Source organism: Ectopseudomonas chengduensis, from assembly GCF_900102635.1.
GTDB lineage: Bacteria > Pseudomonadota > Gammaproteobacteria > Pseudomonadales > Pseudomonadaceae > Aquipseudomonas > Aquipseudomonas chengduensis.
The window spans coordinates 724,194-749,878 of sequence record NZ_FMZQ01000001.1 but is presented as its reverse complement, the minus strand read 5'-3'; the positions used below and the strand labels follow the sequence as shown (position 1 = coordinate 749,878).

General features: G+C 63.4%; 21 protein-coding genes. 13 read left to right on the top strand and 8 right to left on the bottom strand.

Annotation, left to right across the window (positions count from 1 at the left end):
- Positions 1-157 precede the first annotated feature (157 nt).
- Positions 158-1,252: a choline metabolism transcriptional regulator GbdR gene (gene gbdR, locus BLS08_RS03415; protein WP_017678492.1), complete on the bottom strand. Its 1,095-nt coding sequence runs from the start codon at positions 1,250-1,252 to the stop codon at positions 158-160.
- Between the two features lie 695 nt (positions 1,253-1,947).
- Here gbdR and BLS08_RS03410 point away from each other — a divergent pair.
- The 8 genes from BLS08_RS03410 (at position 1,948) to betA (ending at position 12,463) form a co-directional block, all read left to right on the top strand.
- Positions 1,948-2,892, top strand: a complete 945-nt coding sequence (locus BLS08_RS03410; RefSeq protein WP_090336042.1) for an ABC transporter substrate-binding protein — start codon at positions 1,948-1,950, stop codon at positions 2,890-2,892.
- 975 nt (positions 2,893-3,867) lie between these two features.
- Positions 3,868-5,073: a quaternary amine ABC transporter ATP-binding protein gene (locus tag BLS08_RS03405; RefSeq protein ID WP_017678490.1), complete on the top strand. Its 1,206-nt coding sequence runs from the start codon at positions 3,868-3,870 to the stop codon at positions 5,071-5,073.
- Entirely contained in the window at positions 5,066-5,944 is an 879-nt protein-coding gene (locus tag BLS08_RS03400; protein ID WP_003458908.1) for an ABC transporter permease, read from the top strand. The genes BLS08_RS03405 and BLS08_RS03400 overlap by 8 nt, the downstream gene beginning before the upstream one ends.
- A gap of 29 nt (positions 5,945-5,973) precedes the next feature.
- Positions 5,974-6,918 carry a choline ABC transporter substrate-binding protein gene (locus BLS08_RS03395; RefSeq protein ID WP_017678489.1) on the top strand — a complete coding sequence of 315 codons (945 nt, stop codon included), beginning with the start codon at positions 5,974-5,976 and terminating at the stop codon, positions 6,916-6,918.
- Positions 6,919-7,126: 208 nt separating this feature from the next.
- Complete coding sequence (locus BLS08_RS03390) at positions 7,127-7,978, top strand: glycine betaine ABC transporter substrate-binding protein (RefSeq protein ID WP_017678488.1); 852 nt, start codon at positions 7,127-7,129, stop codon at positions 7,976-7,978.
- A 227-nt stretch (positions 7,979-8,205) separates the two neighbouring features.
- On the top strand, positions 8,206-8,796 hold the full coding sequence (gene betI, locus BLS08_RS03385) for a transcriptional regulator BetI (RefSeq protein ID WP_059390801.1): 591 nt from the start codon (positions 8,206-8,208) through the stop codon (positions 8,794-8,796).
- A gap of 324 nt (positions 8,797-9,120) precedes the next feature.
- Positions 9,121-10,593, top strand: coding sequence for a betaine-aldehyde dehydrogenase (gene betB, locus BLS08_RS03380; protein ID WP_090336041.1), 1,473 nt, complete (start codon positions 9,121-9,123; stop codon positions 10,591-10,593).
- 163 nt (positions 10,594-10,756) lie between these two features.
- Positions 10,757-12,463 (top strand): choline dehydrogenase, encoded by a 1,707-nt coding sequence (betA, locus tag BLS08_RS03375; protein ID WP_045733831.1) that lies wholly within the window; start codon positions 10,757-10,759, stop codon positions 12,461-12,463.
- Here the strand turns inward: betA and torT are convergent.
- A complete protein-coding gene (gene torT, locus BLS08_RS03370) occupies positions 12,452-13,471 on the bottom strand; it encodes a TMAO reductase system periplasmic protein TorT (RefSeq protein WP_017678484.1) in 1,020 nt (339 codons plus the stop codon). The two genes, betA and torT, sit on opposite strands and share 12 nt — an antisense overlap.
- A 144-nt stretch (positions 13,472-13,615) precedes the next feature.
- Here torT and mdtD point away from each other — a divergent pair, with 144 nt between their 5' ends.
- The 3 genes from mdtD to BLS08_RS03355 are packed head-to-tail and all read left to right on the top strand — an operon-like array spanning position 13,616 to position 17,740.
- Positions 13,616-15,037, top strand: coding sequence for a multidrug transporter subunit MdtD (mdtD, locus tag BLS08_RS03365; RefSeq protein WP_017678483.1), 1,422 nt, complete (start codon positions 13,616-13,618; stop codon positions 15,035-15,037).
- 49 nt (positions 15,038-15,086) lie between these two features.
- Positions 15,087-16,463: an ATP-dependent RNA helicase DbpA gene (gene dbpA, locus BLS08_RS03360; RefSeq protein ID WP_059390803.1), complete on the top strand. Its 1,377-nt coding sequence runs from the start codon at positions 15,087-15,089 to the stop codon at positions 16,461-16,463.
- A gap of 41 nt (positions 16,464-16,504) precedes the next feature.
- A complete protein-coding gene (locus tag BLS08_RS03355; RefSeq protein ID WP_017678481.1) occupies positions 16,505-17,740 on the top strand; it encodes a GGDEF domain-containing response regulator in 1,236 nt (411 codons plus the stop codon).
- On the opposite strand, the gene BLS08_RS03350 is transcribed toward BLS08_RS03355, so the two are convergent.
- A complete protein-coding gene (locus tag BLS08_RS03350) occupies positions 17,741-18,472 on the bottom strand; it encodes a substrate-binding periplasmic protein (protein WP_090336039.1) in 732 nt (243 codons plus the stop codon). It abuts the gene before it with no gap.
- 206 nt (positions 18,473-18,678) lie between these two features.
- On the opposite strand from BLS08_RS03350, the gene BLS08_RS03345 reads away from it, so the two are divergent.
- Both BLS08_RS03345 and BLS08_RS03340 read left to right on the top strand, forming a co-directional pair.
- Positions 18,679-19,863 (top strand): BaiN/RdsA family NAD(P)/FAD-dependent oxidoreductase, encoded by a 1,185-nt coding sequence (locus BLS08_RS03345; RefSeq protein WP_021487755.1) that lies wholly within the window; start codon positions 18,679-18,681, stop codon positions 19,861-19,863.
- A 110-nt stretch (positions 19,864-19,973) separates the two neighbouring features.
- Positions 19,974-21,785 carry an SLC13 family permease gene (locus BLS08_RS03340; RefSeq protein ID WP_090336037.1) on the top strand — a complete coding sequence of 604 codons (1,812 nt, stop codon included), beginning with the start codon at positions 19,974-19,976 and terminating at the stop codon, positions 21,783-21,785.
- A gap of 8 nt (positions 21,786-21,793) precedes the next feature.
- On the opposite strand, the gene BLS08_RS03335 is transcribed toward BLS08_RS03340, so the two are convergent.
- The 5 genes from BLS08_RS03335 to BLS08_RS03315 all read right to left on the bottom strand — a co-directional run bounded on the left by BLS08_RS03335 (position 21,794) and on the right by BLS08_RS03315 (position 25,676).
- On the bottom strand, positions 21,794-22,429 hold the full coding sequence (locus BLS08_RS03335; RefSeq protein ID WP_017678477.1) for a dioxygenase family protein: 636 nt from the start codon (positions 22,427-22,429) through the stop codon (positions 21,794-21,796).
- A 46-nt stretch (positions 22,430-22,475) separates the two neighbouring features.
- Positions 22,476-23,600 (bottom strand): alanine dehydrogenase, encoded by a 1,125-nt coding sequence (gene ald / locus BLS08_RS03330; protein ID WP_017678476.1) that lies wholly within the window; start codon positions 23,598-23,600, stop codon positions 22,476-22,478.
- Positions 23,601-23,692: 92 nt separating this feature from the next.
- Positions 23,693-24,376: a glutathione S-transferase N-terminal domain-containing protein gene (locus BLS08_RS03325; protein ID WP_090336036.1), complete on the bottom strand. Its 684-nt coding sequence runs from the start codon at positions 24,374-24,376 to the stop codon at positions 23,693-23,695.
- A complete protein-coding gene (locus BLS08_RS03320) occupies positions 24,373-25,074 on the bottom strand; it encodes a glutathione S-transferase family protein (RefSeq protein ID WP_090336034.1) in 702 nt (233 codons plus the stop codon). Before BLS08_RS03320 ends, BLS08_RS03325 begins: the two co-directional genes overlap by 4 nt.
- A 62-nt stretch (positions 25,075-25,136) precedes the next feature.
- Positions 25,137-25,676, bottom strand: coding sequence for a TetR/AcrR family transcriptional regulator (locus BLS08_RS03315; RefSeq protein WP_017678473.1), 540 nt, complete (start codon positions 25,674-25,676; stop codon positions 25,137-25,139).
- Between the last annotated feature and the right edge of the window lie 9 nt (positions 25,677-25,685).

Here is a 25,685-nt window from a genome sequence, read left to right as displayed (position 1 = left end):
GTGGGCTTTAGCCCACCACTCTGTTTGCGTCCGACCTCGTGGATTTTGCGTGGTTTTGGTGGGCTAAAGCCCACCCTACATCCGGCGCAGACGGCTTTAGCTGCGACTCCAAATAAAACGGGGCGCCACTGGCGCCCCGTTTTCATTGCCGCTCGATTCAGATGCGTACGCTGGCGAAGGTCGACTCGCCCTGGGCACGGTTGAGCGCCAGCACCGCGCTGGAATTGACCTGATGCTCGGGGATCGGCAGCAACATCACCAGGTTGTTGCCCTGCTGACCGGCGCGCTCGTCGCGTGGCGGAATGCCAAAGTACTCGCGGTAGCACTTGGAGAAATGCGGGGTGGAGACGAAACCGCAAACCGACGCCACCTCGATGATCGACATGCTGGTCTGCTTGAGCAGCTGGCGTGCGCGGATCAGGCGCAGCTTGAGGTAGTAGCGCGACGGCGAGCAGTGCAGGTACTTCTGGAACAGGCGCTCGAGCTGGCGACGGGAGATGTCGACGAAGCAGGCCAGCTCGTCGAGATCGATCGGCTCCTCGAGGTTGGCCTCCATCAGCGCGACGATTTCCTGCAGCTTCGGCTGGTTGCTGCCGAGCATGTGCTTGAGCGGCACACGCTGGTGATCCTGCTCGTTGCGAATGCGCTCGTAGATGAACATCTCGGAGATGCCGGCGGCCAGTTCGCGGCCATGCTGCTGGCCGATCAGGTGCAGCATCATGTCCATCGGCGCGGTACCGCCAGAGGAGGTGTGGCGATTGCGGTCGATGGAGAACAGGCGAGTGGTGATGGCCGCACGCGGGAAGGCCTCCTGCATCGAGGCCAGGCACTCCCAGTGCACGCTGCAGTCGTAGCCATCGAGCAGACCGGCCTTGGCCAGCGCCCAGCTGCCGGTGCACACCGCACCGAGCAGGCGCCCCTGGCGCGCCTGCAACTGCAGCCAACTGACATGCTCACGCTTGACGCTGTGCTGAATATCCACGCCACCACAGACGATCACCGCATCCAACGCCGGAGCACTTTGCATGGCAGCGTCTGGAGTGATCTGCAAGCCATCACTGGCGCAGACCGGCAGGCCATCATGAGTCAGGGTATGCCAGCGAAACAGCTCCTTGCCGGAAAGCTGGTTGGCCATGCGCAGGGGCTCTACCGCCGAAGCCAGGGAAATCAGGGTGAAGTTGTCCAGGAGCAGGAAGCCGATGGACTGGGCGACACGGTTCTGGGGTTGCGCCCCTTGGCTGAACTGCGACATTGATGGAACCCTCTCACGCTAAGCACGGTGTGAGCCCAATTAGAAGTGGGCCTCTGTTTTATCCTGGCCAGGTTTGAAAACCGGGCGGCTATGCATCTCTACGCAAAGGTCATGCCTAAATTGATCAAGCGTTCAATAAAAACTGAACCTTCAATACATGGCGCGCCAGACGGACTCCTTGCCCCTGCTTTCAGGGTTTGCGAAACGCTCTCAAGGCCTCTTTGCGCAAGGCTTTGAGCATTTCGGTAGCACAGACTGAGCGGCCTGCTACGGCGTCTCTGGCTGTCAGTAACGGACGAGCGGTAACAACAGCGACCGCTCGGTCACACCTGAGGAAATCGATACCCGCAAGCGTCGCACCAAAAGCTCGCGAAGCGGCGGCTTTGCCAGAATCGCTGCACCAGCAAAGGTCACCGCTCGCTGGCGTGCCAGCCGCCAGGAGCACATGGAGAAGAACATCCTGACGAATCCGCAACAGGTTCGCGATGATCCAACTTTCGCCAGCGCGCCCAGCTCTCCAACCGACTCATGCATATCCAATCGCGCCGCGGCGAACCGTCCGTGTCGAGGTCTTTTCTCGGCATGCCGGTGTCGTTTCTCGCTCAGGGGGCGGCCCACCTCTTGCTGTGAAATAGCCAACCGCCCGCTTCAGGAATCTTCCAGCGGCTCCAGCCGCCCGAACAGAGGCACACCCCATGAACAGATTTGCTCGCTGGCTGCTCGTGATCGCCCTCACCTCCTCCACCGCCCTGCACGCCACAGAAGCCGAGCGCTGCGAGCTGGTGCGCCTGAGCGATGTCGGCTGGACCGACATCACCATGACCACCGCCGTTGCCCGTCTGATACTGGGCGAGATCGGCTATCGCACGCAGATACGCCGCCTGTCGTTGCCCGACACTTACCGCGGATTGTCCGAAGGCCAGTTGGACGTGTTCCTGGGCAACTGGATGCCGGCCCAGAGTGAACTGGTGCAGCCTCACCTGGACAGCGGCAGGATCGAGAAGCTGCACACCAACCTGCCGACAGTGCGTTACACCCTGGCGGTACTGACGCCAGGCTACGAGGGCGGACTGAAGGATTTCGCCGACATCCATCGCTTCAAGGAGGAACTCGGTGGGCAGATCTTCGGCATCGAACCGGGCAACGAAGGCAACGAGATGGTCAAGGGCATGATTCGCGACAACACCTTCGGTCTGGCAGGTTTCAGCCTGGTCGAGTCGAGTGAAAGTGGCATGCTCAACCATGTCGAGCGCGCTCAACGCCTGGGCAAATGGGCGGTATTTCTCGGTTGGGAACCGCACCCGATGAACGAACGTCTGAAGATGAACTATCTGGCCGGTGGTGATGATTATTTCGGCCCCAATTACGGAGCGGCACAGGTCAACACAGTGGCACGCGGCGGATTGAGCGCGCAGTGTCCCAACCTGGCTCGGCTGTTCCGCAACATGACCTTCACCATCGCCGCAGAAAACCAGTTGATGAGTGCCGTACTGGAAGGCAATACCAACCGCCGCCGCGTAGCCAAGCAGTGGATCGAAGACAACCCGCAGATGATTGCGGCCTGGCTGGAAGGCGTGACCCGCTATCAAGGTGGCCCTGTCAGCAAGGTGTTCGACGTATCACTGGCAGGAAATGACTGATAAATTCGACGAAATAGCCGAGAAAAACCAATAAAAATGGCAGATAACAAAGACAACCTGTTAGCTCGAAAGGGTTTTCCATCGTCTTGTCGAGAATCACGCCCAGGCTCGCGACATGAACCAGGCGTGACCAACAGGTCATATTGCGCCGCCTTTCGATTTTTCAGCGACTTTCGGCACTACAGCACCTTTCTCTGTAAATTTTTTTCAACATCGCCGCAGCCCCCGCGCTACGCCGCCTGCGCCTCGCTTGAAGGGCTGAAAACCAGCACCGGCGCGGCTTTCAGCCTTGGCCAAGGGACGAAAAAGTCTGTTAAGGTTTTTAAAGCACGTTCTCGAAAGCGCTTCTCGGCACTCACACCGAGCGCTATTCGAAACGACATCACGCAGTGCTTTCAGGAGCCCGAAAAACGGCGAGAACATGGAAAAACACAGGGTGTGACGGGCCATGTCGTCGCCCAACACGTCAGGGTCGCAAACCGATAATTGCGCAGACCCCAAGACTATATCGTTGAGTCAGCCGATGACGTCGCTGCCGCTTCCCGAGGGGAACGGCAGACTGGGGCTCACCGCCCCGGACCGAAGAACATACAAGCGCTGGCCCACCATCGATAGGGCGCCAGCCCAACAAGAAATTTCGGATGTACGCATGCGCCAGGACGACGCATGAACCCCCAAGGGAATGGGCTTCGAAACACTGCCAGAGGGTTTGGAAAGCGGTTTGCAGCACGGCAAGACAGTGGTCACTCATCAACAGGTTGCATCGACGCAGCGGGCAGTTCTTGCCACCCGCCGCGTGCGCTGCAGCGTGCCCGAGCGCCACACTCGACGCCCGCCGCGAAACGTTCGCCAACCTCGAAACTCAGCAAACACCCACACAGGTATCAGAGGCCTGACACAGCTGATCTACGCTTCGACGATGCGTGCCCAGCCGTGCCAGCGTGAACTGGATGCCGATTGAAGGGGAAACGTCCCATGCAGTCTGGAAAGATCGTGGTCGAACACCTGTACAAGGTTTTCGGCCCCAACCCACAAGAAGCCATCGACCTGCTCAAGGAAGGCTGGAGCAAGGAGAGGATTCTGGCCGAGAAAGGCGCCGTGATCGGCGTCAGCGATGTGTCGTTCAGTGTCGAAGAGGGCGAGATCTTCGTCCTCATGGGCCTGTCCGGCTCTGGCAAATCCACTCTGATCCGTCTGATCAACCGCCTGGTCGAACCCAGCGCCGGTGACGTCTACATCGATGGCCAGAACGTGGCCAAGCTGCCGCAATCGCAACTGATCGACCTGCGCCGACGCGACATGAGTATGGTCTTCCAGTCCTTCGCCCTGATGCCTTCGCGCAGCGTGCTGGATAACGCGGCCTTCGGCCTGGAAGTGGCCGGCACCGGCCGCAAGGAGCGCGAGAAGCGTGCCATGGAAGTGCTCAAGCAGGTTGGCCTGGACACCTTCGCTCACAAGTACCCACACGAACTCTCCGGCGGCATGCAGCAACGTGTAGGCCTGGCCCGCGCGCTGACGGTCAACCCGTCGATGATCATCATGGACGAGGCGTTCTCCGCCCTCGACCCGCTCAAGCGCCGCGAGATGCAGGACGTGCTGCTGGAGCTGCAGAAGACCCATCGCCGCACCATCATCTTCGTCTCCCACGACATCGAAGAAGCCATGCGCATCGGTACCCGCATCGGCATCATGGAAGGCGGCAAGCTGATCCAGGTCGGCACCCCGCAGGAGCTGATCGAGAAGCCGGCCAACGAGTACGTGCGCAACTTCTTCGACACCGTGGACACCAGCCGCTACCTCACCGCCGGCCAGCTCAAGGCCGACAGCGTGCCGACCTACGTGCACAACGGCAGGGCGCCGGACGCGGCGAAGATCTGCAAGGAACTGCAGGCGCTGGACAAGCACTACGCGTTCATCGTCGACGAGGACAACCATTTCCAGGGCTCCATCAGCCTGGAGAAGATCGCCCTGATGGTCGACGGCGACGAGCCCAGACCACTCGAAGCGGATGCGCTCAAGCAGGTGGTGCCGGTACCCGAGGACATGCCGCTGGAACACGTCATCACGCGCCTGGTGGACAACGAAGGTCCGATCCCGGTGGTGGACGCCGAAGGCCATTACTGCGGCGCTATCAGCAAGGGCCGTCTGCTGACCCGACTGCAGGGGGAATCCCATGAGTGACAAGAAACTCGACCTGGGTAGCTGGGTCAACGACGTCGTCCAGCACCTGCTGGACAACTACAGCGGTGCCTTCGACAGCATCGGCAAACTGGTCAGCGGTTTCTCCGAAGGCATCGAAGCCTTGCTCATGCTGCCGCCGGCCTGGCTGCTGATCGCCATCTTCGTCGCCCTCGGTCTGTGGCGCATCGGCGCACGCTTCGCGGTATTCACCGCCGTGGCGTTCATCCTGATCGTCATGACCGGGTTCTGGGAACAGACCGTGGTCACCCTCGGTCTGACCTTCTCCTCGACGCTGATCAGCCTGCTGCTGGGCATCCCGCTGGGCATCTGGGCGGCCAAGAGCGAGCGCGTGGCGACCATCATCCGGCCGATCCTCGACTTCATGCAGACCATGCCGGCGTTCGTCTACCTGATTCCGGCGGCCATGCTCTTCGGCCTTGGCCGCGTGCCCGGCATCATCGCCACGGTGATCTTCGCCATGCCGCCGGCGGTGCGCCTGACCAGCCTGGGCATTCGCCAGGTGAACAAGGAAATCGTCGAGGCCGGCCAGTCCTTCGGCTGCACCAGCCGCCAGCTGCTGTTCAAGGTACAACTGCCCAACGCCATGCCGTCGATCATGGCCGGGGTCAACCAGACCATCATGATGGCCCTGTCGATGGTGATCATCGCCTCGATGGTCGGCGCCGGTGGCCTGGGTAACGATGTACTGGCGAGTATCCAGCGCCTGGACATCGGGCTAGGCTTCGAAAGCGGCATGGCCGTGGTGCTGCTGGCGATCATTCTCGACCGCATCACTGAAAGCTTCGGCACCAAGCAGACCGCCCGCGGCGGCATCTTTGCCTGGTTCAGCGGCAAGCTGCAGCGCCAGTAAACATTTTTTCACTTCACAGGGAACCGCAGATGAAAATGATCAAGACCACTGCCGCCATCGGCCTGCTGTCCTGCGCACTGATGCAGGGCGCCATGGCCGCGGAGCCGGCGAGCTGCAAGCAGGTGCGTTTCGCCGAGATTGGCTGGGCCGACATCGCCGCCACCACGGGTGTGGCCATGACCCTGGTTGAAGGTCTGGGCTACCAGCCGCGCAAGATCATGGCCTCGGTACCCATCGCCTTCACCGGCGTGAAGAGCGGCCAGGTCGATGTGTTCCTCGGCTATTGGGCGCCGTCGATGGACGCGGTGATCGAGCCATTCCTCAAGGACGATGGCGTCAAGGTACTGCCCAAGGCCAACCTCGAGGGTGCCAAGTACACCCTGGCCGTGCCGACCTACGCGGCCGAAGCCGGCCTGAAGAGCTTCCAGGACATCGCCAAGTTCAAGGATCAGCTGGGCGGCAAGATCTACGGCATCGAGCCGGGTAACGATGGCAACCTGCTGATCGACGGCATGATCAAGAACAACCAGTTCGACCTCGGCGGCTTCCGCATGGTCGAGTCCAGCGAAGCCGGCATGCTGGTGCAGGTATCGCGGGCAATCAAGAAGAAAGAGCCGGTGGTTTTCCTCGGCTGGGCGCCACACCCGATGAATACTCAGCACGACATCACCTACCTGTCCGGTGGTGACGACGTGTTCGGCCCTGACTACGGTGCGGCCAAGGTCTACACCGTGGTACCGCCGGATTACGAGGCGCGCTGCGCCAACGTCGGCAAGCTGCTGAACAACCTGCAGTTCACCGTCGATATCGAAAGCCAGCTGATGGAAAAGGTGCTGGAGAAGGAAAACCCGCAGAACGTCGCCAAGGAGTGGATCAAGGCCAACCCGGCGATCCTCGACCAGTGGCTGAGCGGCGTGACCACCTTTGACGGTCAGGACGGCGTTGCCGCCGTGAAGAAACACGTCGGGCTGTAACAGGCCACGACCCGATTCGGGCTCGAACCTCAGGGTTCGAGCCCGGAAACCTCCTCGTAAACCACTAGCGGCTGCTTTCTGGCCGTGACGGGGAGGCTTTGCCCGCGAACCGGCAATCTGCTGCGCAACACGGATTCGCAAGGCCCGCAATGAGAACGAGCCAGTCAACGATCTTGCAACTGCCACTCACTGATGGAGCACAACAAATATGCGCGTTTTCAAACACCTCTGCCTCGGCGCTGCCGCCCTGGCCATCGGCATGGGCAGCGCCCTGGCCGCCGACAAACCTACCCTGAAGATCGGCTACGTCAACGGCTGGGACGACAGCGTCGCCGTCACCCATGTCGCCGGTGAAATCCTGCAAAGCAAACTCGGCTACACGGTCGAACTGAAGCCGGTCGAACCCGCCATCATGTGGCAAGGCGTGGCCCGTGGCGACCTCGATGCCACCCTCTCCGCCTGGCTGCCGGCCACTCATGGCGAGTATTTCGAGAAGCTCAAGGACAAGGTGGAAATCCTCGGTACCAACTACTCCGGCGCCAAGATCGGCCTGATCGTGCCGGACTACGTCGAAGCCAAGACCATCGAGGATCTGGAGAAATACGCCAAGGACTTCGACGGCAAGATTACCGGCATCGACGCCGGTGCCGGCGTGATGCGCCGCACCGAAGACGCCATCAAAGAATACAACCTGGCCAGCATCAAGCTGATGCCGAGCTCGGGCCCGGCCATGGCCACCGCCCTGACCCGCGCCGAGAAAGCGCAGAAGCCGATCGTGGTCACCGGCTGGATTCCGCACTGGATGTTCGCCAAGTGGAAACTGCGCTTCCTCGAAGATCCGAAGAAAGTCTTCGGCGACGACGAGCGTGTCGACACCGTGGCCAATCCTGAGCTGAAGGGCAAGGCCGCCGACGCTGCCGCCTTCCTCAGCAAGATTTCCTGGAGCGGTGAAGAAGTCGGCGCGGTGATGCTGGCCATCCGCGAAGGCGCCAAGCCGGACCAGGCCGCCAAGGACTGGATCGCTGCCAACCCGGAGCGCGTGGAAAGCTGGCTGAAGTAAGCCGCACTCGCTGCACGCCATCGAAGCGGGCCTCTGGCCCGCTTCGTCGTTTTGCGAGGCCACGTGCGCGCCACGGTTACCGAGGATAAGGCGGTGCGCATGGCCAAGGTGGCCCCGCGACGCCCTGCGGAATCGGCGCCACGCCCCCACTCTCCCACCTCGTTTGATTGATCGAACGATCAAAATCCGCCTAGACTCCGGCCCAACTTCCCCCGCTGGAGACACCCATGCCCAAGGTCGGCATGCAGCCCATTCGTCGTTCGCAGTTGATTGCCGCCACCCTGGAAGCCGTCGACCAGGTTGGTATGGCCGATGCCAGCATCGCCTATATCGCCCGCCTGGCCGGGGTCTCCAATGGCATCATCAGCCACTACTTCAACGACAAGAACGGCCTGCTCGAAGCCACCATGCGTCACCTGATGCAGGCGCTCAGCGATGCGGTGGGCGCACGCCGTCGCGCACTGCGCGAGGACAGCCCGCGTGCCCATCTGAAGGCGATGATCGACGGCAACTTCGACGACAGCCAGGTCAGCGGTCCAGCGATGAAGACCTGGCTGGCGTTCTGGGCCAGCAGCATGCACCAGCCTGCCCTGCGCCGCCTGCAGCGGGTCAACGACCACCGTCTCTATTCCAACCTGTGCGGCCAGTTCCATCGCGTGCTACCGCTAGATCAGGCACGCTTCGCCGCCCGCGGCCTGGCCTCGCTGATCGACGGCCTGTGGCTGCGCGGCGCACTGTCCGGCGAAGCCTTCGACACCGAACAGGCACGCCGCATCGCCTACGACTACCTCGACCTGCAGTTGAACAAAGCCCGCTAGCCTGTCGCGAAGGCGCATCGGGGGCGGTGGTCCATTTTTGAGTTTGGTGGGCTGAAGCCCACCCTACAGCCCACCCAGGCCAATCTACGGGCTGCGGGCAACGCCTCGTAGGGTGTCGCGGGGCCACCTTGGCCGTGCGCACCGGCCTCCCCCGCATCCCCAAACGTCCCGAACGGAAATTGCACACAGCCGAAGCGGCGCCAAGGACAAGTGGCGCCCGCCATGTCGCTTTTGGTCACGCCGGGTCGTTTTTATTGATTGATCGTTCAATTTAAATAAAATAGGCTGTTCTCCAAGCAGATTGCCAAGTGCAGAGGACAGCCCATGCCCCGTTTCGCCGAACAGCAGCTCTACATCGGTGGCCAGTACGTCGCCGCCAGCAGTGGAGAAACCTTCGACAGCATCAACCCGGCCACCGGCGAGGTGCTGGCCAAGGTGCAACGCGCCAGCCAGGCCGACGTTGACCGGGCCGTGGCCAGCGCAGCCGAAGGGCAGAAGGTGTGGGCGGCGATGAGCGCCATGCAGCGCTCGCGCATCCTGCGCAAGGCGGTGGACATCCTCCGTGCGCGCAACGATGAACTGGCTGAACTGGAGACCCTCGACACCGGCAAGCCACTGTCGGAAACCCGCTACGTCGACATCGTCACCGGCGCCGACGTGCTGGAGTACTACGCCGGCCTGATCCCGGCCATCGAGGGCGAGCAGATCCCGCTGCGCGAAACCTCCTTCGTCTACACCCGCCGCGAGCCACTGGGCGTGGTCGCCGGTATCGGCGCCTGGAACTACCCAATCCAGATCGCTCTGTGGAAATCCGCACCGGCCCTGGCTGCCGGCAACGCAATGATCTTCAAACCCAGCGAAGTCACCTCGCTGACCGCACTGAAACTGGCCGAGATCTATACCGAGGCCGGCCTGCCAGCCGGCGTGTTCAACGTGCTCACCGGCAGTGGTCGTGAAGTCGGTCAGTGGCTGACCGAGCACCCGGGCATCGAGAAGGTGTCCTTCACTGGCGGCACCGTCACCGGCAAGAAAGTCATGGCCAGCGCCTCCAGCTCCAGCCTCAAGGAAGTGACCATGGAGCTGGGCGGCAAGTCGCCGCTGATCGTCTTCGAGGACGCCGACCTGGACCGCGCCGCCGACATCGCGGTGATGGCCAACTTCTACAGCTCCGGCCAGGTCTGCACCAACGGCACCCGGGTGTTCGTGCCGCGCATGCTGCAGGCGCGCTTCGAGGCCAAGGTACTGGAGCGAGTCAAACGCATCCGCCTCGGCGATCCGCTGGATGACGCCACCAATTTCGGCCCGCTGGTGAGCTACGCGCACATGGACAGCGTGCTCGGCTACATCGAGAAGGGCCGCAGCGAGGGTGCACGCCTGCTGATCGGCGGCGCGCGCGTCAGCGACGGTGAGTACGCCAAGGGCGCCTACGTCGCGCCGACCGTATTCACCGACTGCCGGGACGACATGACCATCGTGCGCGAGGAAATCTTCGGCCCGGTAATGAGCATCCTCATCTACGACAGCGAAGAGGAAGTGATCCGCCGCGCCAACGACACCGACTACGGCCTGGCCGCAGGCGTGGTGACGCGCGACCTCAACCGCGCACACCGGGTGATCCACAAGCTGGAAGCCGGCATCTGCTGGATCAACACCTGGGGCGAGTCGCCAGCCGAAATGCCGGTTGGCGGCTACAAGCAGTCCGGTGTCGGCCGCGAGAACGGCCTGGTCACCCTCGGCCACTACACCCGCATCAAGTCGGTGCAGGTCGAACTCGGCGGCTACAGCTCGGTGTTCTAAGCACCGGTGTCTGTGGGAGGGGCTTCAGCCGCGACCCATTTCGCGGCTAAAGCGGTTCGCCGCCCGGCCCGCCCACGAATTGAATCACCGCCCCGTAACCCGGATGCAATCCGGGAACAGTCACCGCGTTTTCCCGGATCACAGCCGGGCAACAGGAGGAGCCATGACCCAGGAATTCGACTACATCATCATCGGCGCCGGTTCGGCCGGTAACGTCCTGGCCACCCGGCTGACCGAAGACGCAGACGTCAGCGTACTGCTGCTGGAAGCCGGCGGCCCCGACTACCGCCTCGACTTTCGTACCCAAATGCCTGCCGCCCTGGCCTTCCCGCTGCAGGGCCGGCGCTACAACTGGGCCTACGAGACCGACCCCGAGCCGTACATGAACAACCGCCGCATGGAATGCGGACGCGGCAAGGGCCTGGGCGGCTCATCCCTGATCAACGGCATGTGCTACATCCGCGGCAACGCGCTGGACTTCGACAACTGGGCCACGGCCAAAGGCCTGGAAGACTGGACCTATCTCGACTGCCTGCCCTACTTCCGCAAGGCGGAAAGCCGCGACATCGGCCCCAACGATTACCACGGCGGTGACGGCCCGGTCAGTGTGACCACGCCCAAGGCCGGTAACAACCCGTTGTTCCACGCCATGGTCGAGGCCGGCGTGCAGGCCGGCTATCCGCGCACCGATGATCTCAACGGCTATCAGCAGGAAGGCTTCGGCCCGATGGACCGCACCGTGACCCCGGAAGGCCGCCGCGCCAGCACCGCGCGTGGCTATCTGGACCAGGCACGGGCACGGCCGAACCTGACCATCATCACCCACGCCACCACCGACCGCATCCTCTTCGATGGCAAGCGCGCCAGTGGCGTCAGCTACCTGATCGGCAACGCCAACGATGCCACCGAAGCCCGTGCTCGCCGCGAAGTGCTGCTATGCGCCGGCGCCATCGCCTCGCCGCAGATCCTGCAGCGCTCCGGCGTCGGCCCCGCCGCGCTGCTGCGCGAGCTGGACATCGCGCTGGTACACGAACTGCCTGGCGTCGGCCAGAACCTGCAGGACCACCTGGAGATGTACCTGCAGTACGCCTGCACCCAGCCAGTGTCGCTGTACCCGGCACTCAAGCTGCTCAACCAGCCCGGCATCGGCGCGCAATGGCTGTTCGCCGGCAACGGTATCGGCGCCAGCAACCAGTTCGAGGCCGGCGGTTTCATCCGCACGCGCCCGGAGTTCGCCTGGCCCAACATCCAGTTCCACTTCCTGCCGGTGGCGATCAACTACAACGGCAGCAACGCGGTCAACGAGCATGGCTTCCAGGCTCACGTCGGCTCGATGCGCTCGCCCAGCCGCGGGCGTATCCAGCTCAAGTCGAAAGACCCGCGCCAGCACCCGAGCATCCTCTTCAACTACATGAGCGCCGATCAGGACTGGCAGGAATTCCGCGACGGCATACGCCTGACCCGCGAGATCATGGCGCAGCCGGCACTCGATCCTTACCGTGGGCGTGAAATCAGTCCTGGCGAGCATGTGCAGAGCGACGCCGAGCTGGATGCCTTCATTCGCGAGCATGCGGAAACGGCTTTCCACCCGTCCTGCTCGTGCAAGATGGGCGAGGACGACATGGCGGTGGTCGATGGTCAGGGCCGCGTGCACGGCCTGCAGGGTTTGCGCGTAGTGGATGCGTCGATCATGCCGGAGATCATCACCGGCAACCTCAACGCCACCACCATCATGATCGCCGAGAAGATCGCGGATCGGATTCGCGGGCGCCAGCCATTGCCGCGCAGCAATGCGCCCTATTTCGTCGCGGGCGAACGCCCGGTGCGTGGTACGCCGCTGCGCAGCCAGCAAGACAGGTTAGTCGGGTAATTCCTGGCGGATCATCCAGTGGCCCTCGGGCGGCATCAGCCGGCCGAGGTCGAAACGATCCAGTGAGTCGGCGTCGAGCATTTCGATCTGCGGGCTCACCAGTTGCGGCAGCTTTTCGCCCTGCAGGCCACGAACGGCCAGGTCCAGGGCGATGCGCGCCTGAATCACCGGTGAGTCGGTGGGTGCAGCCAGTACCTGCCCCTCGCGAATCTGCTCCAGCACCCGCTCGGTGGCATAGAACGACAACACCTGCGTCTCAGAACCGATATTGCGCACCAACTGCGCGGCGAAGGCCGCGGCTTCGGCATTGGCGATCAGATAATCGAGACGTGGATGCTGCTTGAGCAGCTCCCGCGTCAACTGCGCCTGACTACTGCGATCCACTGGGGCATAACCACCATGGGCCAGGGTCACCCTGGTGCCAGGCAAGGCATCACGCAGGCCGCGCTCGGCATCCTGCACCCAGCCAGCATCGGCCGGGCCGGGTAGCCAGCCGACCTGAATCGGCCGCCCTTCACTGACACGTACCAGATACTTGAGCGTGGCACGCGTCATGTCGGCGAAGTCGACCCGCGAATGCGCGCTGAGCCCCGGGCATTCCAGGCGATTGACCAGATCGATGACCGGCCGACCGGCCTTGATCTGCACTTCTGCTGCGCTGCACAGGTCATAGGTGTTGATACTGGCCACGACGAAGGCATCGGCGCCCTCGGCTACACAATGCCCGAACTGCTCCACTTGCACATCGGCATGCTCGTAGCCACCGGCTTCGTAGATCCCCAGGCGCACGCCAAGACGTCTGGCTTCCTGATCCAGCCCCCAGGCCACGCCCCACCAGTAGCGATCCTTGCCATGGGGCAGCAGCGCACAGATACGCCAGGGCTGGCTGGCCGCTGGCAAAGGCCGGTAATCCAGCATGCGGCCATCGGCACGTACCGGATAAGGGAACCACTCGGCCGCCAGCAGCGACTGGCAAGCCAGCGAAAGCCACAGAGTCAACCAGCGCATGACGCCGTCCTTAGCCCTTGCGGGGCGATGTGCCAGTCACCCCAGCGTAGCACCACCTCGGACACCTGCTTACACGTTGGCAACCCGCAGTTGCCCGGGCTCGATCGGCGGCCTAGAGTGGAGCGCACAGACCATGAGAACAGCATGACCAACCCCACCCTGCTCGACCCCAGAACCGCCCGCCTGCTGCCCTGGATAGTCGCCATCGCCTTCTTCATGCAGACGCTGGATGGCACCATCCTCAACACCGCATTACCGGCCATGGCCGCCGACCTCGGCGAAAATCCATTGCGCATGCAGTCGGTGGTGATCGCCTACATGCTTACCGTGGCCCTGCTGATCCCGGCATCGGGCTGGATCGCCGACCGCTTCGGCACGCGGCGCATCTTCTTCGGCGCCATCGCCCTGTTCAGCCTCGGCTCGCTGCTCTGCGCACTGTCGGAGTCGCTGAGCATGCTGATCGGCGCACGGGTCATCCAGGGCCTGGGCGGCGCGCTGATGATGCCGGTCGGGCGACTGGTGGTGCTGCGCGCCTATCCGCGCTCGGAGCTGGTACGGATCATGAGCTTCATCACCCTGCCCGGCCTGCTCGGCCCGCTGATCGGCCCGAGCCTCGGTGGCTGGTTGGTGGAAGTGGCCAGCTGGCACTGGATCTTCCTGATCAACCTGCCAGTGGGACTACTCGGCTGCTGGGCAGCATTGCGCCATATGCCCGACCTGCGCGGCCCTGAGCGCAGCCGCTTCGATACCGTCGGTTTTCTGCTGTTCGGCGCCGCCATGCTGCTGATCACCGTAGCCCTGGAAGGGCTCGGCGAACTGCACCTGCCGACCATGCGCGTGGTGCTGCTGTTGCTCGGCGGCATGGCCTGCCTGGCCGCCTACTGGCTACGCGCCGGGCGCATCGAGCAGCCATTGTTCGCACCCAAGCTGTTCCACACCCGCAGTTTCGCCGTGGGCATCATCGGCAACCTGTTCGCCCGCCTCGGCAGCGGCGCGCTACCTTTTCTCACGCCGCTGCTGCTGCAACTGGCGATGGGCTATTCGCCGGCCCAGGCCGGCATGAGCCTGATTCCGCTGGCACTGGCGGCGATGGCAGCCAAGCCCCTGGCCAGGCCGCTGATCGAGCGCCTCGGCTACCGCAACATCCTCACCAGCAACACCCTGCTGCTCGGCGCCCTGATCGCCAGCCTGGCCCTGGTCGACGCACAAACCTCGACCTTGCAGCTGATCATCCAGCTGAGCCTGATCGGCGCCTGCAACTCGCTGCAGTTCACCGCGATGAACACGGTAACGCTGATCGACCTGGACAACCGCGACGCCAGCAGCGGTAACAGCCTTCTGTCGGTGGTGGTACAGCTGGCGATGGGCCTTGGCGTTGCATCGGCGGCGGCGCTGCTCAGCGGTTTCAGCCGCGAGCTGGGCGACAACGGCCATGTGCTGGAGGCGTTCCAGGCGACCTATCTGTGCGTTGGCCTGCTGTCGATGCTGGCGGCGGCGATCTTCCTGCAACTGGACACGAAAGATGGCCGTAGCGGGCGCAATATCGAGGTTTCAGCGGACGAATGAGCGGGCCTGCTACACTGCCGGCCTGTTTCTTCACCCCCGAGCTCTTGCCGTGACCGCTACTGCCTTCGCCAGCCTGCCCATTTCTACCGCCATGCAGGCCAATCTCGCCGCCATCGGCTATGCCGAGATGACGCCCATCCAGGCCGCCAGCCTGCCGCTGATTCTCAAGGGCCGCGACCTGATCGCCCAGGCCAAGACCGGCAGCGGCAAGACCGCCGCCTTCGGCATCGGCCTGCTGCATCCGCTCAACCCGCGCTATTTCGGCTGCCAGGCCATGGTGCTGTGCCCGACACGCGAACTGGCCGATCAGGTGGCCAAGGAAATCCGCCGCCTGGCCCGTGCTGCCGACAACATCAAGGTGCTTACCCTCTGCGGCGGTGTGCCTTTCGGCCCGCAGATCGGCTCGCTCGAGCATGGTGCGCACGTGATTGTCGGCACGCCGGGACGAGTGCAGGAGCATCTGCGCAAAGGCACGCTGAAAGTCGATGGGCTCAATACCCTGGTACTCGACGAAGCCGACCGCATGCTCGACATGGGCTTCATCGACAGCATCAGCGAAATCATCGAGCAGACCCCGGCACGCCGTCAGACTCTGCTGTTCTCCGCCACCTATCCGCCCGCCATCGAACAGCTTGCCGCACGTTTCTTGCGTAGCCCGGAGCGGGTCGAAGTGGAGGCGCAGCACGACGACGGGCAGATCGAGCAGCGCTTCTACGAAATAGCGCCGAGCCAACGTATGGAAGCGGTCAGCACCCTGCTGCGGCATTTCCGCAAGCAACCGACGGTGGCCTTCTGCGCCACGCGCCAACAGTGCGACGAACTGGCCGCACAGCTGGAGGCCGAGAAGATTTCCGCCGCCGCGCTGCATGGCGATCTGGAACAGCGTGATCGCGATCAGATTCTCGCGCTGTTCGCCAATCGCAGCCTCAGCGTGCTGGTGGCCACCGACGTCGCAGCACGCGGCCTGGATATCGCCGGTCTGGAAATGGTGATCAACGTCGAGCTGTCGCGTGATGCCGAGGTGCATATCCATCGCATCGGCCGCAGTGGTCGCGCTGGCGAGAAAGGCCTGGCACTGAGCCTGGTGGCCCCGGCCGAAGCCGGTCGCGCCCAGGCCATCGAAACCCTGCAAGGCAAGGAACTGGCCTGGTACCCATTGCCCGCGGCCAAGGCGACGGGTGAGCCGCTGCTGCCGCCGATGCACACCCTGTGCATCGGCGCCGGACGCAAGGACAAACTACGCCCCGGCGATATCCTTGGTGCCCTGACCGGCGACGCCGGGCTGCCCGGTAGCCAGGTCGGCAAGATCGCCCTGTTCGACTACCAGGCCTATGTCGCCGTCGAACGCGACGTAGCCCGCCAGGCGCTCAAGCGCCTCACTGAAGGCAAGATCAAGGGTAGAACGCTGCGTGTGCGTCTATTGTAAGGCTGATATAAAGAATCAAACGGCCTGGGCCGGAGTCACCCATGCGCAATATTCTGGTCATTGAAGACAGCCCACTGGTACTGAAGATCCTCGAGCATCTGTTCCGTCAGGAAACCGATCTGGAACCGATCTTCTGTGCCTCACTGGCAGAAGCGGAAGTCATGCTGGAGACCTCTGCGGCGCTGTTCTTCGCCGCCATCGTCGACCTGCACCTGCCGGACGCACCGGACGGCGAAAGCGTCGATCTGGTGATGCGCTACCACCTGCCGTGCATCGTGCTCAGTGGCAGCTACAACGAACAGCGCCGTGACGATCTGCTGATGAAAGGCGTGGTCGACTACGTACTCAAGGAAAGCCAGCATTCCTACGAGTACGCCTTCCGCCTGCTGCACCGGCTCGATCACAACAGCCATATCAAGATTCTCATCGCCGACGACTCTGCGGCGCAGCGTCACTACATTCGCCACATCCTCGAGCCACATCACTACCAGATCATCGAGGCCAGCGACGGCAAGGAGACCCTACGCCAGCTCAATGAGCATCCAGATATCGACCTGCTGGTGCTCGACCATGCCATGCCCGGCGTCAGCGGTTTCGAGCTGGTCAAGCTGCTGCGCCAGAAACTGCGCCTCAATGACCTGATCATCATCGGCGTGTCCGCCGACCCTAAGGGCTCGCTCAGTGCGCAGTTCATCAAGCACGGTGCTGACGATTTCCTGCGCAAGCCCTTCTGCCCTGAAGAACTGAACTGCCGGGTAATGTCGACCCTGGAGCGACGCGACCTGTTGCGCGCACTGAAGAAGGCCGCGCAGTTCGATGCCCTGACCGGCCTGAACAACCGCCGCGCCTTCTACGAACAAGGCATGCAGATACTGCAGAAGGCGCAACGGGAAAGTCGCGAGGTCAGCGTGGCGATGCTCGATCTCGACCACTTCAAGCAGATCAACGACGGCTTCGGTCATGCCAGCGGCGACAGCGCCCTGGTGGTGTTCGCCCGGGCGATGAGCAATGCCTTCCCCGACATGCTGCTGGGTCGCCTGGGCGGTGAGGAATTTGCCCTGCTGACCCTGCATGGCGCGGATCATGTGGCTCAGGCACTGGATAAACTGCGCCGGCAATGCGCCGGCCTGCATTACGCTGTCGGCGCGCCCGCGCTATCGTTCAGCGCAGGCCTCTATCAGGGTGAACCCGAGGACCTGGAAAGCCTGCTGCATGAAGCCGACATTCGCCTGTACCGGGCCAAGCAACAGGGCCGTGCCCGCACCGTACTGGCCTGATCAGGGGCTGTGGCGCTGCAGCGTCGCGGCATAACTGCCGTCGTCGCTCATGGCCTGAATCGCCGCATCGAAACGCCTGGCAATGTCGCGATGCTGGGCCAGACTGCGCCGCACCAGGATGTGCAGGCCGTTCTCACTCAAGGGCTGCGGCAGGAACTCCAGTTCATCGCGGATGGCACTCAGCTTGTTAGCGAGCAGGTGGCGCGCGACCAGCTCATCCTCCAGCGCCAGCTGCACGCGCCCGGCATGCAGCATCCGCGCGGCGATTTCGAAACTGCCGACACCAACCTTGAGCAGCTGCGGATCGCTGTCGAACTCCCTGGAATAGGCATAGCCCCTGACCACCGCGATGTTGTGCGGGTAGAGATCGGCCAGGGTCTCGAACTGAATGTCGCTCCCTTTGCGCCGCATGAAGCGGATACGGTTGACCAGATAGGGCTGGGAGAAATAGCCATACTCGCTGCGATCAGCGCTGTACCAGGCGTTGATCAGTACATCGTAATCGCCACGCTTGAGCCCCAGCACCGCACGCTCCCAGGGCACCTCCACGTAGCTGGTGGTGTAGCCGGCACGGGTGAGCGCCTGCTCCACCAGATCACTGGCCAGACCTTTGCCGGGCAACCGTTGATCATTGAACGGCGGCCAGGGGTCGGCCACCAGGCGCAACAGCTCGGCCGAGGCCAGTGCCGGCGACAGCAGCAAGAGCAATAGCCAGGCACGCACTGCGGGCATTGGTGGCGATCCATCCGAAATGATCAGTTCTAGTGATAGCAGGCACAACGCCACTCGTCACTGTCTCATATCTGAGACAGTCAGACGGGCGTTATACGCTTGCCAGCCACACCGCGACAGAAGCGTCGGCCCAGAGCGGCTTCGGGTAAACTTCAGCGGTTTTCGCGCAGCGCTGGCTGCGTCAGCGATTCACCTGAGGACATTTCGTGTTGCAAACCGACGTACTGATCATCGGCGCAGGCGCCGCCGGCCTGATGTGCGCAGCCACCGCCGCAGCCCGTGGCCGCCGCGTGCTGGTGCTCGACCATGCCAACAAGGCCGGCAAGAAGATCCTCATGTCCGGTGGTGGGCGCTGCAACTTCACCAACCTGTACTGCGAGCCGAACAACTTCCTTTCCGGCAACCCGCACTTCTGCAAGTCCGCCCTGGCGCGCTTCACCCAGTGGGACTTCATCGGCCTGGTGGCCAAGCACGGCGTGCCCTACCACGAGAAGAAGCTTGGCCAGCTGTTCTGCGATAACAAGTCCAGCGACATCCTCGAATTGCTGCTGGCCGAATGTGCCGAGGCCGGGGCACAGATTCGCCTGGACACGGCAGTACACAGCATCGAAAAAACCGCAGGCGGCTTCCTGCTGCAAAGCGACCTCGGCGAAGTGGCCTGCCAGTCACTGGTGATCGCCACCGGCGGGCTGTCGATCCCGACCCTCGGCGCCACCGGCTTCGGCTATCAGGTGGCCAGGCAATTCGGTCACGAATTGCTGCCGACCCGCGCCGGGCTGGTGCCTTTCACCATCACCGACCCGCAGCTCAAGACGCTGTGCACGGAGCTTTCCGGCACCTCGGTGGAGGACTGCAGGGTGAGCTGCAATGGCCAGAGTTTCGTCGAGAACATCCTCTTCACCCACCGCGGCCTATCCGGCCCGGCGATCCTGCAGATATCCTCCTACTGGCAGCCGGGCGATACCGTGCACATCGACTTGCTGCCACATATCGATCTGCCCGAATGGCTCGCTACCCAGCAGCGCGAGCGTGGCAACAGCGAGCTGAAAACCCTGCTGGCCGAACTGTTCACCAAGAAGATGGCGACCCTGCTGGTCGACAGCTGGTTCAGCAACAAGCCGCTCAAACAGTACACGCCCGGTGAGCTCAAGACGATTGCCGAGCGCCTGTCCGACTGGCAATTGGTGCCGGCCGGCACCGAAGGCTACCGCACGGCGGAAGTGACCCTGGGCGGGGTGAATACTGATGAGGTGTCATCCAAGACCCTGGAGTCGCTCAAGGTACCGGGGTTGTATTTCATCGGCGAAGTGCTCGACGTCACTGGCCACCTGGGTGGCTTCAACTTCCAGTGGGCCTGGGCGTCGGGCTACGCCGCCGCGCAATACGTCTGAGGCTAAAATATTGCGCCCCATTTGACGGTGCAGCGGGAACTGCCGACGCGGCGCAGACTCTGCTATGAACAGCAGATGCAACGCTGCAATCACAGGGACGACGCCGCTTCATGACTCTCGAACAAGGCCTGATTTTCGTCATTCTCGTTGCCAGCATGGGCTTGTTCATCTGGGGCCGCTGGCGCCATGACGTGGTAGCGCTGGGCGCGCTGTTGGCGTGCGTGATCGTTGGTCTGGTGCCCGAGCGCGAGGCCTTTGCAGGTTTCGGTCACCCGGCGGTGATCACCGTCGCCTGCGTACTGGTGCTCAGCCATGGTTTGCAGCGCACGGGGGCGGTCAGTCGACTGGCCCAACGACTGCTGCCCAGCGGCGCTGGCGTGCTGCTTTCCATCGCCGCATTGACCGGCCTGGGCGCGCTGCTCTCGGCATTCATGAACAACGTCGGCGCCCTCGCCCTGCTGATGCCCATCGCCCTGCAGATTGCTGCACGCCTGGAGCTGCCGCCGGGGCGCGTGCTGATGCCGCTGGCCTTCGGCACCATCCTCGGCGGCATGACCACGCTGATCGGTACACCGCCGAACCTGATCGTCTCCAGTTTTCGCGCCCAGCATGGCAGCGGTCCCTTCGCCATGTTCGACTTCAGCCCGGTCGGTGTCGCCGTGGCACTGGCCGGCGTGCTGTTCATCGCCCTGCTCGGCTGGCGTCTGGTTCCCAAGCGCGAAGTGGGTAACGCCGCCAGCTTCGACACCGGCCATTACCTGACTGAGGCGCGGGTCAAGGCAGGCGGCAAGGCCCAGGGCAAGACCCTGCGCGAAATCGAGCAGTTGCTCGACGAGGCCGACGCCCAAGTGGTGGCCATGGTGCGTAACAAGCTGCGCCTGACTGCGCCCAACCCGCGGCGTGTACTGCAGGCTGATGATGTGCTGGTGATCGAGGCCGACCCGCAGGAACTGGGTGAAGTACTCGGCCAGCTGGACCTGTTGCTGGAGGCCGAGCGCGAAGCCAAGGAGGCCGAACAGAAAGAGGACAAGGAGGGTGAAACCGAGAAGAAAGCCAGCAATGACGAAGACCGCGCCATGCAGGAACTGCTGGTCAAGCCCGACTCGTCACTGATCGGTCGCTCTGCCAGCAGCACCCGTTTGCGCAGCCGCTATTCCATCAACCTGCTGGCTATCTCCAGGCAGAGCCATCGCTCGATCAAGCGCCTGCGCTCGACCCTGATCCAGAGCGGTGACGTGTTGCTGATGCAGGGCAGCGCCGAGGATATCGGCGAGTTCGCCAGCGACTATGACTGCGTGCCGTTGGCCGCACGCGCCATCAACATTCCCGATCCGCGGCAGGCCAATCTCGCGCTCGGCATCATGCTCCTAGCCATCGCTGCCGCCGCCTTCGGCCTGCTCTCGGCCGCGATCGCCTTCGCCTGTGGCGTACTGGCCTACATGCTGCTGCGTCTGGTGCCGCTGCGCGCCGTCTACGAGTCCATCGACTGGCCGGTGATCGTGTTGCTCGGGGCTTTGATTCCGGTGGCCGGTGCGATGTCCGCCACGGGCGCAGCCGATCTGCTGGCACGCCTGCTGATGGAGAATCTGGCACAGGGCAACGCCATCATCACCCTGACCCTGTTGCTGGTGGTGACCATGACCCTGTCGGATTTCATGAACAACGCGGCGACTGCAGCTGTGATGTGTCCCATCGCGCTGAGCGCCGCCAGCCAGCTCGGCGTCAGCCCGGACTCGCTGCTGATGGCCGTGGCCATCGGCGCCTCCTGCTCGTTCCTCACGCCCATTGGCCACCAGAACAACACCCTGATCCTCAGCCCTGGTGGTTTCCGCTTCGGCGACTATTGGCGCCTGGGCCTGCCACTGGAAATCCTCGTGGTGCTGGTCAGTGTGCCCATGCTGCTGTGGATCTGGCCGCTGTAATCCGCCATTCACGAGCTTGGGGTGATGCCGAGCACCACATCGAAGCGAGCGACCTGCTCGTCGCTCTGCCCGCTCACCGGCACGAAGGGCACGACCAGCAGTTCGCGCAAGCGTGGGTCGCGGATGGCGTTGAGCAGGCCATCGCGCTGATTGAGCGGCTCGCCGTGCACATAACACTGCGTGGCGAAACGCGGCATGCCGGGCAGGGTCACCGCCAGATGGATATGCGGTGTACGGCCGGGATAGGGCACCGGGCGGATGGTGCGAAAACGGTAGCGCCCATCGGCAGCCGTAGTGAAACGGCCATACCCCTGGAACCCGGGGTCGAGCCTCTGGCGGTCACCGCCGCGACTGTGCAGATAGATACCGTTGGCATCCACTTGCCAGATTTCCACCAGCGCCCCCGCCAGTGGCCGGCCGCCCGCATCGAGGATCGAACCGTGCAGTTGCACGCGAATTCCGCGCGCCTCTGCGGCCTGACCGTCGACTCGCACCAGGTCGTTGTCGCGGTCCAGCGGTAGTTGGTCGGGGTAGAAGGGGCCCAGCGTCTGGCGCGGCGTCAGCAACCGCTCGGCCAGCGCCAGTGCCGGGCTGACCAGCAACGCGCCGCCAGCGGCGAAGAGGAGATGACGACGGCTGGACATGGTCTTTTTCCTCCGTAGCGCGCGGCCCAGGCGGCCCCGCGACACGCTATGACAGATGTTCCAGCACCCCTGCGGCCGATTGAAAGGGCAGGCCGTGGGCCTCTGCCACGCTGCCGCAGGTGATCACGCCCCTGGCCACGTTGAGCCCGTTCAGCAGGTGCAGGTCATCCTGCAAGGCGCGGCGTGTGCCCTTCTGGGCGAGCGCCACGACGAACGGCAAGGTGGCGTTGTTCAGCGCCAGGGTCGAGGTGCGTGCCACCGCGCCGGGCATGTTGGCCACGCAATAGTGCACCACATCATCGACCACATAGGTTGGCTCGGCATGGGTAGTGGCGCGGGAAGTCTCGGCGCATCCGCCCTGGTCGATGGCGACATCCACCAACACAGCGCCGGCCTTCATCTGCCGCACCATGTCCGCAGTGATCAGCTTGGGCGCGGCAGCTCCGGGAATCAGCACCCCACCAATCACCAGATCGGCCGCCAACACCTGCTCGCGCACCGCTGCGCGAGTGGAGTAGAGCGTGGTGATGCGATTGCCGTACTGGGCATCGAGCCGGCGTAGCGCGTCGACGCTCTTGTCCAACACCGTGACATCGGCACCGAGGCCGACTGCCATGGCCAGGGCATGACTGCCGACCACGCCGCCGCCGAGAATCACCACCTTGCCCGGCGCCACACCTGGTACGCCACCCAGCAATACGCCACGTCCGCCGCGGGCCTTTTCCAGGCAGCCGGCGCCGGCCTGGATCGACATGCGCCCGGCCACTTCCGACATCGGCGCCAACAAAGGCAGGCGGCCCTGCGCATCGGTCACCGTCTCGTAGGCGATGCAGGTGGCACCGCCGGCCATCAGCTCTTCGGTCTGCGCCCGATCCGGCGCCAGGTGCAGGTAGGTGAACAGCGTGTGGTGGGCTCGCAACCTGGCGCGCTCCACCGCCAGAGGCTCCTTGACCTTGACGATCAACTGCCCCTGCTGGAACACCTCGGACGAACTGCTGGCGATCTGTGCGCCCGCCTCGAGGTAATCCTCGTCGGCGAAACCGACAGCGGCACCGGCATGGGTCTCGATCCAGACCTCATGGCCGAGCGCCGTCAGCTCGGCCACCGACTGTGGCGTGAGGCCGACTCGGTACTCGTGGTTCTTGATTTCCTTGGGTACGCCGATTCGCATAACCATCTCCAACCATTGCGGGCCAACAGTCTGAAGTCTAGGAAAGCGTGAGCCAGCTCACAGGAAATTCCACGAGAAATTTCGTCCGTCCGTCACTGCCCGAACAGCAGGCGCCGCGCCTCTGCGGTGAGCAAGGCCTGCGGATCGGCGTTCACCTGTTCTACCAGCGCGTAGGCACGCTGCACCGCAGGGCGTGCATCGATGCGTTCGAGCCAGGCAGCCATGTTGGGGAAGTCCTCCAGTTTCTGCTGCTGCATCTTCCACAGTTTGGCCCAGGGGTAGATGGCCATGTCGGCGATGGAATAATCGCCCGCCACGTAGTCGCGCTCGGCCAGCTGGTGGTCCAGCACGCCGTAGAGGCGCGCGGTTTCCTTCACGTAGCGGTCGATGGCATACGGAATCGGCTCCGGCGCGTAGCGCACGAAGTGATGGTTCTGCCCTGCCATCGGGCCAACGCCGCCCATCTGCCAGTACAGCCACTGCAGCACGGTGAAACGCGCGCGTGTCTCGCGCGGCAGGAACTGCCCGCTCTTGTCGGCCAGGTACTCGAGAATCGCCCCGGACTCGAACAGGGCGATGGGCTCACCGCCATCGGCCGGCGCATGATCGACGATGGCCGGAATGCGGTTGTTCGGTGCGATCTTGAGAAACTCCGGCGCGAACTGCTCGCCCTTGCCGATATGCACCGGAACGATGCGGTAGTCGAGCCCGGCCTCCTCGAGAAAGATGCTGACCTTGTGGCCGTTGGGCGTGGTCCAGTAGTACAGGTCGATCATTGGTTTTCCTCCACGTGGATCGCGGCCCGCTTGACCGGGCCGTGAGTCGCTTCATACGTCTGCAGGATGCGCGCGAACCAGGCGCCCAGCGCCGAATCCTCGGCCCAGGGTTGCGCGCCCAGGCACCAGGCCCAGAACAACATGCCAGCCAGCAGGTAGTCACAACCGCCAGGGGCATGGCCTTCGAGGAAGGGCTGATCACGCAGCCACATTTCCAGCGGCGCCACGCCTTCACGGAACAACCGCTCACCGCCCTGCGGATCGGCGAACGCCTCCAGGCTCATGCCCAGCGCCTTCTCCCGGCTACTGCGGAAATACTCGCGGTCGGCCGGGTCGATCACCTGCCAGACCCGCGGAATCAGCAACTTCAACAGCGGCACACGCACCATATGAAAGCTCAGGCGCTCGACCAGGCGGGCGCGCTCGGCAGCCAGCGCGCCACCGAGCAAGGGACGTTGTGGATAACGCTGATCGAGGTGGGCGAAGATCGCCAGACTGTCATGCACCGTTTCACCTTCGTCGATCAGCACCGGCACCAGTTTCTGTCCGGAAAAAGCGATCAAATCCTTGTCAGTGAAACGTGTCGGCCGGCTCTGCCAGTCCAGTCCCTTGTGCGCCAGCGCCAGACGTACGCGCCAGCAGTAAGGCGAGAACACCAGCTCAGGATCGGCGCCGCATAACTCGAACAATTCCCGCATATCACCCCCATTAAAAACCGATCAGTCCAGAATCAAGCGAACAAAGACCAGCGCCGGATTGCTCAGGTGCAGTCCAGGCTGGTCATCACCACTGTAACGGTGGCGCGGATCGAATCCGCAGGCACTGCGGATTTCACCTGGGTGCGCAGCCCGCTCATCACACATTGCAGATAACTGGCGCGAGCCGCGAGGTCCCTGCCGTTGCTCAACTCCCCGCAGGCCACGGCGCGTTCGAGCGCCTGTTCGAAGACCTGGCAGATACCCGCGGTGGCCTGTCGCAGAACCGGCACCAGCGCCGGCTCCGACAAGGAGAATTCATTGGCCACGTTGACCAGCATGCAGCCACGCGGCACGCCGTCAGGGCCATCATCTTCGAGCACACTGAGCAGGCGCTCGCGGATGAAAGCGAGCGGCGAGGCACTGGCGTCAAGCTGCTCCAGCAACAAGGCTCGGCGCTGCGCTACGTAGCGGCTGAAGGCAGCGACGAACCAGGCCTGCTTGCTCGGGTAGGTTTGATACAGGCTGCTCTTGGACAACCCGGTGGCCGCCTGCAGGTCCTGCAGCGACGCGGCTTCATAACCGCGTTGCCAGAACAGCTGCATGGCGTTTTC

What these genes read in the sequence shown, in the direction of transcription:
- betI (WP_059390801.1), top strand. Translation starts at nt 8,206, where the DNA reads ATGCCCAAGGTCGGCATGCAGCCCATTCGTCGTTCGCAGTTGATTGCC.
- BLS08_RS03400 (WP_003458908.1), top strand. Translation starts at nt 5,066, where the DNA reads ATGAGTGACAAGAAACTCGACCTGGGTAGCTGGGTCAACGACGTCGTC.
- BLS08_RS03390 (WP_017678488.1), top strand. Translation starts at nt 7,127, where the DNA reads ATGCGCGTTTTCAAACACCTCTGCCTCGGCGCTGCCGCCCTGGCCATC.
- BLS08_RS03350 (WP_090336039.1), bottom strand. Translation starts at nt 18,472, where the DNA reads ATGCCCGCAGTGCGTGCCTGGCTATTGCTCTTGCTGCTGTCGCCGGCA.
- BLS08_RS03325 (WP_090336036.1), bottom strand. Translation starts at nt 24,376, where the DNA reads ATGATCGACCTGTACTACTGGACCACGCCCAACGGCCACAAGGTCAGC.
- torT (WP_017678484.1), bottom strand. Translation starts at nt 13,471, where the DNA reads ATGCGCTGGTTGACTCTGTGGCTTTCGCTGGCTTGCCAGTCGCTGCTG.
- BLS08_RS03395 (WP_017678489.1), top strand. Translation starts at nt 5,974, where the DNA reads ATGAAAATGATCAAGACCACTGCCGCCATCGGCCTGCTGTCCTGCGCA.
- BLS08_RS03340 (WP_090336037.1), top strand. Translation starts at nt 19,974, where the DNA reads ATGACTCTCGAACAAGGCCTGATTTTCGTCATTCTCGTTGCCAGCATG.
- ald (WP_017678476.1), bottom strand. Translation starts at nt 23,600, where the DNA reads ATGCGAATCGGCGTACCCAAGGAAATCAAGAACCACGAGTACCGAGTC.
- betA (WP_045733831.1), top strand. Translation starts at nt 10,757, where the DNA reads ATGACCCAGGAATTCGACTACATCATCATCGGCGCCGGTTCGGCCGGT.
- BLS08_RS03315 (WP_017678473.1), bottom strand. Translation starts at nt 25,676, where the DNA reads ATGCAGCTGTTCTGGCAACGCGGTTATGAAGCCGCGTCGCTGCAGGAC.
- BLS08_RS03320 (WP_090336034.1), bottom strand. Translation starts at nt 25,074, where the DNA reads ATGCGGGAATTGTTCGAGTTATGCGGCGCCGATCCTGAGCTGGTGTTC.
- mdtD (WP_017678483.1), top strand. Translation starts at nt 13,616, where the DNA reads ATGACCAACCCCACCCTGCTCGACCCCAGAACCGCCCGCCTGCTGCCC.
- BLS08_RS03355 (WP_017678481.1), top strand. Translation starts at nt 16,505, where the DNA reads ATGCGCAATATTCTGGTCATTGAAGACAGCCCACTGGTACTGAAGATC.
- BLS08_RS03405 (WP_017678490.1), top strand. Translation starts at nt 3,868, where the DNA reads ATGCAGTCTGGAAAGATCGTGGTCGAACACCTGTACAAGGTTTTCGGC.
- gbdR (WP_017678492.1), bottom strand. Translation starts at nt 1,252, where the DNA reads ATGTCGCAGTTCAGCCAAGGGGCGCAACCCCAGAACCGTGTCGCCCAG.
- betB (WP_090336041.1), top strand. Translation starts at nt 9,121, where the DNA reads ATGCCCCGTTTCGCCGAACAGCAGCTCTACATCGGTGGCCAGTACGTC.
- BLS08_RS03335 (WP_017678477.1), bottom strand. Translation starts at nt 22,429, where the DNA reads ATGTCCAGCCGTCGTCATCTCCTCTTCGCCGCTGGCGGCGCGTTGCTG.
- BLS08_RS03410 (WP_090336042.1), top strand. Translation starts at nt 1,948, where the DNA reads ATGAACAGATTTGCTCGCTGGCTGCTCGTGATCGCCCTCACCTCCTCC.